Source organism: Candidatus Symbiobacter mobilis CR, assembly GCF_000477435.1.
Taxonomy (GTDB): domain Bacteria; phylum Pseudomonadota; class Gammaproteobacteria; order Burkholderiales; family Burkholderiaceae_C; genus Rhodoferax; species Rhodoferax mobilis.
This window is the reverse complement of sequence record NC_022576.1, coordinates 2,634,893-2,649,533: the sequence shown is the minus strand read 5'-3', so window position 1 is coordinate 2,649,533 and position 14,641 is coordinate 2,634,893. Positions and strand designations below refer to the sequence as shown.

9 protein-coding genes are annotated in these 14,641 nt (G+C 60.4%); all 9 read left to right on the top strand.

The window, feature by feature from the left end:
- The first annotated feature begins 115 nt into the window (after positions 1-115).
- The gene (locus tag CENROD_RS12700) at positions 116-2,992 is read left to right on the top strand and encodes a putative bifunctional diguanylate cyclase/phosphodiesterase (RefSeq protein ID WP_022776191.1); all 2,877 of its coding nucleotides are present in this window, start codon (positions 116-118) and stop codon (positions 2,990-2,992) included.
- A 141-nt stretch (positions 2,993-3,133) separates the two neighbouring features.
- Complete coding sequence (locus CENROD_RS10775; RefSeq protein WP_202961154.1) at positions 3,134-4,618, top strand: bacteriohemerythrin; 1,485 nt, start codon at positions 3,134-3,136, stop codon at positions 4,616-4,618.
- Positions 4,619-4,738: 120 nt separating this feature from the next.
- A complete protein-coding gene (locus CENROD_RS10770) occupies positions 4,739-5,407 on the top strand; it encodes a site-2 protease family protein (RefSeq protein WP_022776183.1) in 669 nt (222 codons plus the stop codon).
- Positions 5,408-5,434: 27 nt separating this feature from the next.
- Positions 5,435-6,784 (top strand): tryptophan--tRNA ligase, encoded by a 1,350-nt coding sequence (locus CENROD_RS10765; protein WP_022776181.1) that lies wholly within the window; start codon positions 5,435-5,437, stop codon positions 6,782-6,784.
- Between the two features lie 41 nt (positions 6,785-6,825).
- Complete coding sequence (locus CENROD_RS10760) at positions 6,826-9,060, top strand: CHASE2 domain-containing protein (RefSeq protein ID WP_022776178.1); 2,235 nt, start codon at positions 6,826-6,828, stop codon at positions 9,058-9,060.
- An 18-nt stretch (positions 9,061-9,078) separates the two neighbouring features.
- Entirely contained in the window at positions 9,079-10,731 is a 1,653-nt protein-coding gene (locus CENROD_RS10755) for an HD family phosphohydrolase (protein ID WP_022776174.1), read from the top strand.
- Positions 10,732-10,757: 26 nt separating this feature from the next.
- A complete protein-coding gene (locus CENROD_RS10750; RefSeq protein ID WP_022776170.1) occupies positions 10,758-11,402 on the top strand; it encodes a hypothetical protein in 645 nt (214 codons plus the stop codon).
- A gap of 3 nt (positions 11,403-11,405) precedes the next feature.
- On the top strand, positions 11,406-12,494 hold the full coding sequence (locus CENROD_RS13985) for a class I SAM-dependent methyltransferase (protein ID WP_022776166.1): 1,089 nt from the start codon (positions 11,406-11,408) through the stop codon (positions 12,492-12,494).
- Between the two features lie 43 nt (positions 12,495-12,537).
- Positions 12,538-14,526, top strand: coding sequence for a glycosyltransferase (locus tag CENROD_RS10740; protein WP_022776162.1), 1,989 nt, complete (start codon positions 12,538-12,540; stop codon positions 14,524-14,526).
- Positions 14,527-14,641: the final 115 nt, after the last annotated feature.

The following is a 14,641-nucleotide window of genomic DNA, read 5'->3' as shown; positions in this document are numbered from 1 at the left end:
GGCCCCGCAGAGGGTGCCTCCGTAGAATCTTTGCGCTCCCAGCCAAGGTCGTCGGGGAGGAGCGCTTGTTTTGCCCTGTTCCCCCTGTTTCGGCCTGTTTCATCTTGGAAAGGATATGTCGCCATCGATCGATGAACGCTGGGTTGCCCGCCTGCTTCGCTTCCGTTGGCTGCTCTGGCTAGGGCTGCTGACGCTGGCAATCGGGGGGGTACTGCTGTGGCGATGGGCCGATTGGCAGCGCAGTGCGATGGACGATGCGCACGAGGCGATGCGATCGTTGCACGAAGTACGGTTGCGCGCCCACGCCGAGCATGTGTTGGCCTCCATCGCCAATCTGCATTCGGCGGTTCCACAGCAGGAACGACTGCAAGCGTTGGCAACGCAACGACATCCCCACGACGTGGGGCATTTGTCGCTCCATCTCCTTGACCGCAACGGCGCGAGCCTGTTTCCCCAGGATGCAATCGCCCCCCTTCTGCCAGGCCACTACGGAAGCCAAGCAGTGGCGTTGTGGCTGGCAACCGCCCAGCGCGGCGGCGGCTTGGTGCGCTTTTCCGCGCCCCTACCCATCGCCGGGCCTCATGCTGCCTCCGGTGCGCGGTCCCACGCGGAACTAGTCGTTTCGCACACCGCAGTCGTACACCCTGTACACCCTTGGGACTGGACACTGGTCGTTGCAGCCCCCGATCCGGCACCACAGGGCGTGGCCTCGTACACACGGGTCCTGCTCGCCCAACACCGTTGTTGTCCCTGGGTGCTGCCTTTGGTGGCGCCACTCGTGTTGTCACTCGGGGTGGGGCTGCTGGTGGCCCACGGCTTCCTGCGCCGCATGCGTACTTGGCTGGGAATGTGGCGCGCCGACATTGCCATACACCAGGCTGCCCAGACCTGTTGCGAATCGCTGCTCCAAGCCGTGTTCGAAAACGCAGCGGTGGGCATGGTCATGGCTACCCCGCAAGGGCGGTTCCTGCGGGTCAATCAGCACTTTTGCGATTTGCTACAACGAACCCGGGAAGAATTACTCGGTACCACCCTCGACTGCCGTGCGCTCACAGACCCCCGGGATCGTGCAGCTACAGAATCCGCCCTGCAGTGGGCGATGCAGAGCCAAAACCCCCGTTTCCGCCTGGAAAAGCGCTATTGCAGGCCCGACGGCAGTACGCTGTGGGTCAGCCAGGCTGCGCAACTCGTTCGCACCCCGCAGGGGGAACCGGATCACCTCTTCGTCGTCGTACAAGACATCCAGGAACGCAAAAGCGCAGAGCAGGCATTGCTGCTCGCGGCGAGCGTTTTTACCGCCGCACGCGAAGCCATCATGATCACCGAGCTTGACGGAACGATCGTCGACGTCAACGAATCCTTCACCCGCATCACCGGCTACGAGCGTGCGCAGGCCCTCGGCCAAAACCCACGCATGCTCAAAAGCGGCCGCCAGAACGATGCCTATTACCGCAACCTCTGGACGAGCTTGCAACGCTACGGCCACTGGCATAGCGAAATCTGGAACCGCCACAAAAACGGCGAATTGTTCGCTTCGATGCAGACGATCAGCCTGGTGCGCGACGAGCACGGGCAACCTCGGCACTACGTTGCGCTGTTTTCCGACATCACTGCGGTCAAACGACACCAACAACAGTTGGAGCACATGGCGCAGTTCGACGCGCTGACCGGCCTGCCCAACCGCGCATTGCTGGCTGACCGTTTGCAGCAATCCATGCTGGCCGTACAGCGTCGTGACCTGTACCTTGCGACGGTCTATCTCGACCTTGATGGTTTCAAGGCGATCAACGAACGCATCGGCCACGACGCTGCGGATGGGGTATTGGCTGCGCTGGCAGCGCGGATGCGCACGGTCCTGCGCGAAGGCGATACCCTGGCCCGCGTCGGGGGCGATGAATTCGTCGCCGTGCTTGCCGACTTGCCCGACGTGGCCTCTTGCGCCCCCATGCTCGACCGCCTGCTGGCTGCGGCCATGGAGCCTGTCCCTTCCCACGGCGAAACCATACAAACGTCTGCCAGCCTGGGCGTCACGTTCTACCCCCAAACAGACAGCATCGACGCAGAACAACTGCTGCGTCAGGCCGACCAAGCGATGTACCAGGCCAAAGTCGCCGGCAAGAACCGCTACCACCTCTTCGATGCCGAGCATGACCGCAATGTCCGTGGCAAGCACGAGAGCATTGAGCGCATACGCCACGCGCTGCTGCAAAACGAACTGGTGCTGTACTACCAACCCAAGGTCGATATGCGCACAGGCCAAGTGATCGGCGCAGAGGCCCTGCTGCGCTGGCAACACCCCCGGCGCGGGGTGCTGTTGCCCGGCGCTTTTCTGCCAGACGTGGAAAACGACCCCTTTGCCGTGGAGCTGGGCGAATGGGTCCTCCGCACTGCGGTGCGCCAAGTGCAGGAATGGCTGGCCCAAAGCGTGGATTTGTGCGTCAGCGTGAACGTGGGAGCGCGCCAGTTGCAGCAGAGCCATTTCGTCGACCGATTGCGCAACATCCTCGCCCGGTTCCCCGATCTGCCCCAGGGACGCCTGGAACTCGAAATCCTCGAAAGCAACGCGCTCGAAGACCTCGAAGGCATCTCGCAAGTCATCATGGATTGCGAGGCCCTGGGCGTTTCCTTCGCGCTGGACGACTTTGGCACCGGGTATTCCTCCCTGACCTATCTGCGCAGGCTGCCCGTCAAAACCATCAAGATCGACCAGAGTTTCGTGCGCGATATGCTTGAAGACGCTGACGACCTCGCCATCCTCACCGGGGTGATCGGTTTGGCGCAAGCATTTCATCGGGAAGTGATCGCCGAAGGGGTCGAAACCGTCGATCACGGCACCGCCTTGCTGCAGTTGGGGTGTCCCCTGGGGCAAGGCTACGGCATCGCCCGTCCTATGCCCGCTGCGGCCATTCCTATCTGGGTGCGGGAGTGGCGCCCCGACCCTGCCTGGAACCCCGAAGAACAATGGCGAATCCAAACCGACTATCGGATCTGACTTGCGCTCCTCTGCCTTGCACGCTCTTCCCAACCCTACGTTCCCCACACTCTCCGTCCCCAGCCCTGCGGCCCGCTGCTTCCATAGGCTCGCCCCTTTGCAGCAAGCTGCCCCATGACCGTACCGCCCCACAAGCGCACCATGACCACCCTTGACACCCTGACCGCACATACGGAAATCTTCCCGTGGAGCGACAACTTCGCCACAGGCATCGACATCGTCGACGAACAGCACCACAAGCTTGTCGACCTGCTCAACCGTTTAGCCAGCCACATGTCATGCGGCGCCGCCGAAGTGGAAATTTACGCAGTATTCGATGAGCTGGCCGACTACACCGTGTACCACTTCCAGACGGAAGAAGGGATATGGAACGAGTTTCTGCCCGGCGATCCGCTCACCTTGGCACACGAGCGTACGCACCATGACTTCGTCGCAGAAGTGCTGCGTGTGCGCAGCATCGCCAACGTGCTCAGCGACGAAGAATCGGTGGAGCAGATCGTCTCCTTTCTCACCAATTGGCTGGCGTTCCACATCTTGGAAGACGACACCCACCTCGCCCGCATCGTCATCGGGCTGCAAAAGGGGCTGACGCTGAACCAGGCCACGGAAGCCGCCTCATTACTGATGAAGGGCGCCGCGCACATGCTGATCCAGTCCGTGCTCAAGCTCTACGACAACCTGTCGGCGCGCACTATGGCGCTGCGTCGGGAGATCAACCAACGCCGCCGCGCCGAGGAAAAGCTGCGTCTCTCGAACAACATCATCGAAAGCTCTGCGGACGCCATCTTCGTGACGACCCCCGAAGGACTGATCACCGACGTCAACCCGGCCTTTTGCCAGGACGTGCAACGCACCCGTGAAGAACTGCTGGGGCAGCCCATCGCCGAAATCAAGCCGGGACTGCTGGCATCCGACAAGGGCATGACAGTATGGAACCAAGCCTTGCAAACCGGGCATTGGGCCGGGGAACTGGCCAACCGCAGGTCTGACGGCGAGCTGGAATCCGTATGGCTGACCCTGTCGATCGTTCGCGACGATGGGCTGGGAACACAGCACTTCGTCGGGGTCGTCTCCTCGATTTCCCAGCTTGTCCAGCGGTACCACGCGCTGGAAGCCGCAGCCAACCACGATGCCCTCACCGGCCTGCCCAACCGGCGGCTGCTCGAAGACCGCCTTAGCCAAGCGGTGGAACGCTGCAAACGCAACGGAACACTACTGGCGGTGTGCCTGATCGACCTCGACGGCTTCAAGCCCATCAACGACACCCTGGGGCACGATGTGGGAGATCAGGTGCTGTGTGTCGTCGGCCAACGCATGTCCCAGGCGCTACGTGGCGCCGATACCGTGGCCCGGCTGGGAGGGGACGAGTTCGTCCTGCTCATCGGCGACCTCGGCGCCGCGCACGATGCAGCGCGGATGTTGGGGCGACTCTTGTGCGATGTCTCGCACCCCATCGACCTTGATGCCCAAACCGTCCAAGTCGGCGCGAGCATTGGCGTGGCGCTGTACCCCACCCACACTACCAGCATGGAGGAACTGCTCAAGTTTGCCGACACCGCCATGTACGCAGCCAAGGCGCAAGGCAAGGGCTGTTTGCAGTTTTATCCGCCTGCCGCTGCAGGATAGTTGGCCCCGTTCCTGCAAGTAGCCCCGGCAAATAGCCCCGCCATCGCGATTTCCGTCGCTCCTACAACCCTCGAATGGCGGCGCTGTGCGTCCGCCAAACCTCACGACTACACTTCCGTGATGGATTTCGCGCCGTTGATCCAAACCGTCGCGATGTACGCGATCCCCGTGCTGTTCTCCATCACCTTGCACGAGGCCGCGCACGCTTATGCCGCTGCGCGGCTGGGGGATGACACCGCCAAAGCTGCGGGCCGTATGACGATCAATCCCCTGCAGCACATCGACCCCATCGGCACCGTGGTACTCCCCTTGATGCTGTATGTCGTGACTGGGGGGGAGTTCCTTTTTGGGTACGCCAAACCAGTTCCCGTGCGCTTCGACCGCCTGCGCCACCCCGAACAAGATATGGTGTGGGTCGCCTTGGCGGGCCCCATGGCCAATTTGCTCCAGGCGCTGTGCTGGAGTTGCCTGTTCTTCCTGCTGCGAGGATGGGGAGTCGAGGAATCGTTCTGGACAGGGATGGCCCGTGGGGGCGTGTTGGTCAATGTGGCGATGTTCGCCTTCAATCTGTTCCCCCTGCCGCCGCTCGATGGCGGGCGCGTGCTCGCTGGGGTACTGCCCCGGCCCTGGGCACAAGGCTTGGCCCGCATCGAACCTTGGGGATTCGTCATCGTCCTGGCGCTGGTGCTGACCGAATTCATGAGCCGGTACTGGATGCTGCCCCTGATGCGGTGGACGATGCACGCCCTCACTTCCTCGACTTCCTGGCTATTCGTTCTGGTGCATTGATGCACCAACGGCGCCAGCCTGTTCCCCATGCAACGAGACCGTTTTTTGACCGGAATCACGACCTCCGGCACCCCCCACCTGGGCAACTACGTCGGGTCCATCCGCCCCGCAGTGGCCGCCAGCCGCCGCGACGGCGCGGAAAGTTTCTACTTTCTGGCCGACTACCACGCGCTGATCAAAACCTTCGACCCCGAACGGGTGGCGCGTTCCACGCTGGACATCGCCGCAAGCTGGCTGGCCTGCGGGTTGGACCCCGAGCGGGTGGTGTTCTACCGCCAGTCCGACATTCCCGAAATTCCCGAACTGGCTTGGCTGCTGGGCTGTGTGACGGGCAAAGGGCTGCTCAACCGTGCGCACGCCTACAAGGCCGCCATGGATCGCAACACTGCTGCGGGGGACGATGCTGACGCGAATGTGAGCGTTGGCCTATTCCTATACCCGGTGCTGATGGGCGCAGACATCCTACTGTTCCGCGCTACCCACATTCCCGTGGGGCGCGACCAGGTGCAGCACATCGAAATGGCGCGCGACATGGCGCAGAGCTTCAATGCGCGGTACGGCAACCATTTCGTCGCCCCTGCAGCGCTTGTCGAAGAACACGTTGCGGTGCTGCCGGGCCTTGATGGCCGCAAGATGAGCAAGAGCTACGACAACATCATCCCGCTCTTTGCCCCCCGGGAAACCTTGCGCAAGCTGATTTACGGCATCCAGACCGACTCCCGCACGCCGGGCGAACCCAAAGACGCCGAATCCAGCGCGCTCTACCCCCTGTTCCGCGCCTTTGCAACGCCGCAGCAAAGCGCGGCGTTTTGCGCTGCGCTAGCCGAAGGCATGGCGTGGGGGGATGCCAAGGCTGCGCTGTTCGACTGCATCGACGCCGACATCGCGCCACTGCGCACGGAATACGACGCGCTGGTCCGCCACCCCGACCGCATCGAAACCATCTTGCGCCATGGCGCAGAGCGTGCGCGGGCCATTGCCGTCCCCTTCCTGCGCGAATTGCGTAGCGCCGTCGGTTTGCGCCCCCTGGGAGCCACCGTAGGCCATGGCAACACCAAGGCAACCGTATCCCCCCCAGCCACCCCAACCACCAAAGCAGCCAAAACAGCCCGCCCCATCCTCAAGCAATACCGTGAACGCGATGGGCGATTCCACTGCAAGCTGCTGAATGCAGAGGGCGCGACGGTGCTCCACAGCACGGGCTTCGACACCCCCCAACTTTTGCGTGATGCTTTATCAGCTTTGCGCCAGGGGGCGGATACCCTGCCGGATGGGCTATGCCTGGCAGGGGGAGCCAGCCTTGATGTCGTAGTCCAAACGCTGGCAGCGATGGAGACTGCGGGAACGTCCCCACAACCAGTGCAACCCCATTCCTAGCGGGGAAGTCACGGTACAGCGCTAGCGCAAAGGAGCCTTCGATGGAAAAGTCCGGTTTTTTGTCGCAGCATGGCACGCGCAGCGCGCTAAGCCTGGTTCTCATCGTCAGCGTGGTGATGGCCGTGCTGGGGTGGTTGCCCACAGACATCCTTGTTCGGCTCGAAAACTACGCCTATGACGTGCGGCTGCGTGCAATGATGCCCGGCGGTATCGACCCGCGCATCGTCATCGTCGATATCGACGAAGCCAGCCTGCAAAAGGAAGGGCATTGGCCCTGGCAGCGCACCAAGATCGCGCGGATGATCGATGTGCTGTTCGACCACTACCAGATCGACGTCCTCGGCTTCGACGTGCTTTTTGCCGAGCGCGACGAAAGTTCCGGCTGGAAACACCTCGAACACCTGCGCAATACCGCCTTGCGCGAACACCAAGAATTCGGCACCGAGCTGGAACGCATCCGGCCCACGCTGATGTTCGACGACATCTTTGCCAAAAGCCTGCGCAACCGCCGTGTTGTGCTGGGGTACTACTTTCGCCACGATGGGGAACCCAACAGCACGGTGGGGGAACTTCCCCCCCCGGCACTCAAACAAGGCAGCTTCGTCCCCGGCAACGTCGGCGCCGTCCGCGCCACCGGCTATTCGGCCAACCTGCCCGAGCTACAACGCGCTGCGGCATCCGGGGGGTATTTCAACGCCTCCCCCCTTGTCGACCCCGACGGGGTATTCCGCAGGATTGCCCTGCTCCAGATGTACGACGGCAAGCTCTACGAAACGCTGAGCCTGGCGATGTTGCGACTGGTCATGAACGAACCCAAGATCGAACTTGTCTACGAAGGAAATACCCCCAGCGCCGTAGCACTGGAGTATTTGCGCGTAGGCAAGCGCAAGATTCCCGTCGATGCCGACCTTGCCGCGCTGGTTCCCTATCGCGGCAAACAAGGCAGCTTCGTGTACGTTACTGCCAGCGACGTGCTCCATGCCAAAGTGCCCGAAGCCGTGCTGCGTGGGGCTATCGTCCTTGTGGGCACCTCCGCGCCGGGGCTGCTCGACCTGCGCACCACCCCTGTGCAAGAGTCTTACGCTGGGGTCGAACTGCACGCCAACATGATCGCGGGGATGCTGGATGGCGCCATCAAACACCGGCCCCCGCTCATCCTGGGAGTCGAAATCGTCCTGCTCACAGTAGTAGGGGTGACACTGGCCTTCACGTTACCGATGCTCAACCCCCTCATGGCAACGCTAGTGACTACGCTATCGATGCTGGCCATCATGCTCGTGAACTTGTATGCCTGGAAAGCCCACGATGTGATCTTGCCCGTGGCTACTGGCATCGTGCTGGTCGGATCGCTCTTCGTCTTCAACATGACGTATGGGTACTTTGTCGACTCACGCGGGAAGCGACTACTGGCCAAGCTGTTTGGCCAGTATGTGCCGCCGGAGCTGGTCAACGAAATGGCGCTGGACCCCACGACCTACAGCCTGGAAGGCGCCAGCAAACGGCTGACCGTGCTGTTTTCCGACGTGCGCGGGTTCACGACGATTTCCGAAGGGCTTGACCCCAAGCAGCTCACGCTGCTGATGAACGAGTACCTCACCCCGATGACACACGTGATCCACCACCACCGGGGGACGATCGACAAATACATGGGTGACGCGATCATGGCCTTTTGGGGAGCGCCGGTTCCCGACGAGCACCACGCACGCCACGCACTGCTTGCAGCGATCGAGATGATCCGCACCCTGGACACCCTGCAGGACCACTTTCGCGAGCAAGGATGGCCGCCGATCAAGATTGGCGTCGGCCTCAACACCGGCGACATGGTTGTGGGGAACATGGGATCGGAGTTCCGTCTGGCATACACCGTGATGGGCGACGCCGTCAACCTTGGTTCCCGGCTGGAAGGATTGACCAAGCAATACGGCGTACAAATCATCGTCAGCGAATTCACCAAGGAAGAAGTGGGCGATTTCGCGTTTCGCGAACTGGACAGCGTGCGCGTCAAGGGCAAGGATCAACCCGTTCGGATTTACGAACCCATCGGCCCCACAGACCAGCTCACCCCGGAAGAGCAGCACGAGCTGAAGCTATCCCGGCAGGCCTTGCAGTTTTATCGTTCCCAAGACTGGGCGCGGGCCACCCTGGCTTTTCTGGATCTGCAACGGCGCTACCCCGACCGCAAGCTGTACGCGCTGTACCTTGATCGCTGCGCGCACTACGAGAAGTCGCCCCCCCCGGCGGACTGGGATGGCGCCTTCACCTTCGACCACAAGTGAACCCGGAGTACCCGTGCCATGGACACCACCGACCCCTGCCACGCCTGCACAGATTCCAACACCGTCGAGGGGCTGCTGGCGCGGCTCGACCAGCTCAACGAGATCGGCGCGTCCCTGTCTAGCGAGCGCAATATCACCCTGTTGCTCGAACGCATCCTGATCGCCGCCAAAACCATCACCCGCGCCGATGGCGGCACCGTCTACCGGATGCTGGAAGACGGAAAGACCTTGCGCTTCGAAATTCTGCGCACTGATTCGCTCCACATTGCGATGGGAGGCAGCGCAAAGGACCCCATCCATTTTCCCGACCTGCCGTTGTGCAATACCGATGGCACACCCAACGATTCGCTCGTCGCGGCCTATGCGGCGATGCACAAAGTCACGATCAATATCGAAGATGCGTACACCGATCCGCACTTCGATTTTTCCGGCACGCGCCGCTTCGACCAGACGACGGGCTACCGCTCCAAGTCGTTTTTGACCGTGCCGATGTGCAGCCACGAGGGTGACGTGATCGGCGTGCTGCAACTCATCAACGCGCAGTGCCCAGATCACACCTGCGTGGTCCCGTTTTCCCAGGCGGATCAGCAATTGGTCGAATCCCTGGCTTCGCAGGCATCCATTGCACTCAATAACCGGCAACTGATGAAACAGCTCGAAGACCTTTTCGAGTCGTTCATCGGGCTGATCAACCTGGCCATCGACGAAAAATCCCCCTATACGGGCGGGCATTGCCAGCGGGTTCCCCAGATCACGATGATGCTGGCAGAAGCCGCCACGCGAACGCAGGAAGGCCCATTGGCCGATTTCCGCCTCAGCGAACTCGACCGCTACGAGCTCAAGATCGCCGCGCTGCTGCACGACTGCGGAAAGATCACCACCCCCGTGCATGTCGTCGACAAGGCGACGAAATTGCAAACGCTGTTCGACCGCATCGCGCTGCTGGACACTCGCTTCGAAGTGCTGCTGCGCGACGCGGAAATCGACGCCCTGCGCAAACAGCTCGCCTTGCGCCCCTGCCGCGAAGCCGAGCCGGAAATCCATATCCTGACCCAAATGCGAGAGCGCCAGGCGCAAATCCGCGCTGACCGGGACTTTTTGCGCAAGTCCAACCGGGGTGGCGAGGCCATGAGCGACGAGAACATCGCCCGCGTGCGTGACATCGCCACCGGCTACCTCTGGCGCAATGCAGACGGGCTACAGACCGACTTCCTCAACGCAGACGAAAGTGAAAATCTGTGCATTCGCAAAGGCACGCTCACTGCGGCGGAACGCGACACGATCAATTACCACATCGTGGCCACGATCAAGATGCTCGAAAAACTGCCCTGGCCCAAGCACCTGCGGCACGTTCCCGAATTTGCCGGCGGCCACCACGAGCGCATGGACGGCAAGGGCTACCCCAACGGACTGACCCGCGAACAAATGACGGTGCAGGCGCGCATCATGGGCATTGCCGACATCTTCGAAGCGCTGACCGCCTGCGACAGGCCGTACAAGCCCGGCATGAAGCTCTCGCAGGCCATGCGGATCATGAAAGAGCTAAAGGATCAGGGCCATATCGACCCGGACTTGTTCGACATCTTTTGCAAGGACAAGGTGTATCTGACTTACGCCATGGAGCACCTCGATCCTTTGCAAATCGATGAAGTGCCTGCCTGTTGCCGCTGACCTGCGCGCTGCATCGGTGTATTGCTATGGCCATGATCCGCACTTTGCTTACCCATGTTTCCCGCTGGTGGGGCACCCCCCGCAGTGCAGCGGGCACTACCGGGCCTACCGCCGAAACCACTACTGCGCCTACTGCCGCTGCCCCCGCTGCCGCCGCCAGCAAGGCCGCAGCACATCAGGGCGGCCCTACCGCTGAAGCCCCGCAAGCCTTGGCCGTGTACGACGAAGCCTTGCTGGAGTGTTCCCGCACGCAATGGCAATTTGGCGACTGGCGCTCTCTCTCGCAGCTTGACCGCGACGCCATGGAACACCACCCCGAGCGCGCCCGCCTGGCGCTGCTCTGCGCCGCAGGCCACGCCCAATGCGGCCACACCGACGCCATGCGGGACTGGGTGCGCCAAGCGCAGGAATGGGGCTGCCCGCGCAAGCTCGTAGCGCAAGTGCTGATCTCCGGCGTGCAAAACAGCCTGGGCCGCGCCGCCGCCGTGGCAAACCAGCCCGAGCGGGCCAGACTGCACTTTGAACGATCCGTCCGCACGGGAATGCCGCATAGCGACACCGCGTTGCTGGCGCGGGCGCGGTGTTGGCAGCAGGGGGGGGAGGTGGGGGCGCCATTCGGAGTGCTGGAAAGGCAGGAGCCCGAAAAGGCAGTGCGTGCAATGCGGGGGTGAGGCATGTCAGGTACCCGGAGTACTGTCGGCATCGAAAGCGAAGGCCAGCCCCGGCATGACCAGACCCTCACCCTGAAACAGGCGGCCACCTGCTGGTACCACGGCGAGTGGAAAGCCCTTTCCCACATTGATGCAGGATTACTGGCGGCACACCCAGATCGGATCAGGCTGGCACTGCTACAGGCTGGGGGAAATGCCCAGTGCGGAAACTTGCAGGCTGCCAAGTCGTCGCTGCGACTAGCCCGGCAATGGGGTGCAACGACACTGCAACTCGCGCAAATGCTGGCTGCCGGGGTGCATCGGCAACTCGATTCCGCTTCGACGCTATGTGGTGCCCCCAGCAAGGCGCAGTACCACTGCGATACATCACAAAAGCTCATCCTTGCGCTCACCGGGGTGCCGGCCACTACTATCACTGCCCCAGCATGTCCCAGCCCCGCTATGGAAGCCGCCACGGAACAGGCCCAGGCACTGGCTGCACAGCGCTTTTGCAGTGCCGAGTACTGGGAACAGCGATACCGCTCCGGTGGCCATTCCGGCGCAGGGTCACAAGGCAAGCTGGCCGCGTTCAAGGCGGCAGTCGTCAATGCATTCGTAGCGCGCAACCAGATTCTTTCGGTCATCGAACTGGGATGCGGGGATGGCATGCAATTGCAACTGCTTCACATTCCACGCTACATCGGAGTAGACGTCAGCCCTGCTGCCATCGCACGCTGTCAGGCTTTGTTTGCCGAAGATTCCACAAAGACCTTTTTGGTGCTGGAAGATTTCCTCTGCGCCCCACGTACCGCAACGCTGGCACTATCCATGGACGTGCTCTTTCATCTTGTCGAAGACCAAGTGTTCGACACGTATATGTACAGACTTTTTGCCAGCGCAGAACAGTACGTCATCATCTATGCATCGGACGCACCGGTTTTGCAAGGCAAGGCAGTGCATGTACGTGGCAGACGCTTCACCACCTGGATCGACGACCATCGCCCGGATTGGGAACTCTACGCTTTTCGGCAAAACAACTATCCCTATCGAATCCTGCACAGCCAGTCCCGCTCTTCTTTTTCCGATTTTTACTTCTACCGACAACGATCTTGACAAATACCGAGTGCATTCACCCTGTACAGCACGCATCACATTCATGCAATCCCAAAACAACCATCCTCCCGCTCAGCCCGGAACGCAAGCGCAAGTCCGCCATGCCTATGCTTTATTCAAACAGGGCAGATACCCCGAAGCGATGGAAGCCTATGAACGCATTCTGGCTTCCCATCCGGAAATGGAACGCCGCTTGCGCGTCAATATTCATATCGCCAAAAAAAGAATCCAAAACGGCATTCGAACCAGGCAAACTCTTGCACGCGACGACAAAGAGCTTTCCAACGCCGTATTCGTGGGCATGGCTGCTATTCCTGATCGTGTAGCCGCATTGGAAGCATCGATCTGTAGCCTGCTTCCACAAGCGGAAAGGATTGGGGTGTACCTCAACGGATGGGAACAGATTCCCAGCTTCTTGCAACACGAAAAAATCATCGTCGCTGGAATGGGCGAACCCGATATCGGAGATGTTGGCAAGTTCCATTGGGTAGACGACCATGATGGGTACTATTTCACCTGCGATGACGACCTGATTTATCCGCCCGACTACATCGCCCGCACGCTGGCCAAACTGCGCCATTACCACGGCAACGCAGCAGTAGGGTGGCATGGTTCCGTACTGATGGAACCCTTTGCGCGGTACTACGACACGAACTCGCGCAAAGTCTTCCTCTTTGGTTCGCACCGTCCACACGATACGGCCGTGCATATCTTGGGAACCGGATGCTGCGCTTTTCACACCCAGGTAATGCAAGTACGCAAGGCCGATTTCACTGCGCCCAATATGGCGGACATCTTCTTTGCCCTGAACGGCCAGAAACAAAAAATTCCTTTCTACGTCATCGAGCACGAGAAAGGCGCGATTCGCGAAGCACCGGGCACCAAGGAAAGCTCTATCTATGCCGATTCGCACCAAAACAAGAGCACTAGAAAGAATACCCACGAATTGCAAAACCAGCTCGTACGCAGCAATGCGCCGTGGCTATTGCACGAATTCCAACCTTTGTCGATTTTGATCATTGGAAGATTCAACAGCTTTCAGAAAGGCGGCATTTACAAATCTTGCCACCTTATCCAAGAACACCTCAGTAACTTGGGGCACCACGTCAGCGTGCTGGATACGCAGCATGCCTTGGTATTACCCGAATCAGCGCATTTCGACCTATGCTGGATCTACCCTGGCGACCCGGAGCGACCGGACTTTGCAACGGTCGTAGAAAAGATCCGTTCCCTGCAAAAACGGGGAATCCCCGTTTTGGTCAATCTTTCTTACCTGTATCAGGAAAAAAGAACGACATGGATACGCGACAGGATACTGGAATGCAATGCCGGGCAGTCCACGCCAGTACTCTGCGCTGTATTCACAGAAAGCGCAGCGCACGATCCACTGCTGGCCGACGTACGCGACTACGTCTGTGTCGTCCCCAAAACCATCGAACCCCCTGCATGTACCAAGGTACGTGGATTTGGAGAACGGGAGGGGGTTTGCCTTGGCGACGCAACCAAATTGAGCAACCCCAAAATCATCGGCGGCCCTGTCCATGCATGGATCGACGCGATCTTCCGCAAGATGCCTTATGTCAATTTGTATGCTTTCAAGCAATACCAGGGGGACAACCCGCATTCCCGCGTTCAGTACGTCCCACACATGAAGGAAGAGTTTGGGGACTGGCTGGGGCAGCGCAGGCTATTTTTGTGTCTGAATATACACACGACGTTTGAAATGGTTTCATGTGAAGCGCAGTACTGCGGAACCCCGGTGCTATACCGGCATATGCCCCATTCTTTGAGTGAATACATTTCCACGACGGGAATGGCTGTACGCAATCCGGAAGAAATGGCAGAAATGGTGACCTGGTTGTACAACGACCCTGCGGCATGGGAACGATGCAGTCGATCCTCGCTGCGGAACGCGGAATCCAAACATGTCGATGTTTTGGATGCGTCGTTGGAAGGGTATTTGCGGCTTGCGGTACAGCGGGCGAGAAGGCTGACGAAACCTGCCACAAGCACCTCCGACCAACGGTGCTGAATTGAGGTTTACTCCCTTTTTAGCACTTGCACAAAACCGCCACGGCGTTATGGTACTGCCTTGCCATACCATCGTGTACTGTCTACGTCGGTACGCCTAACCGGGACAATTTTGC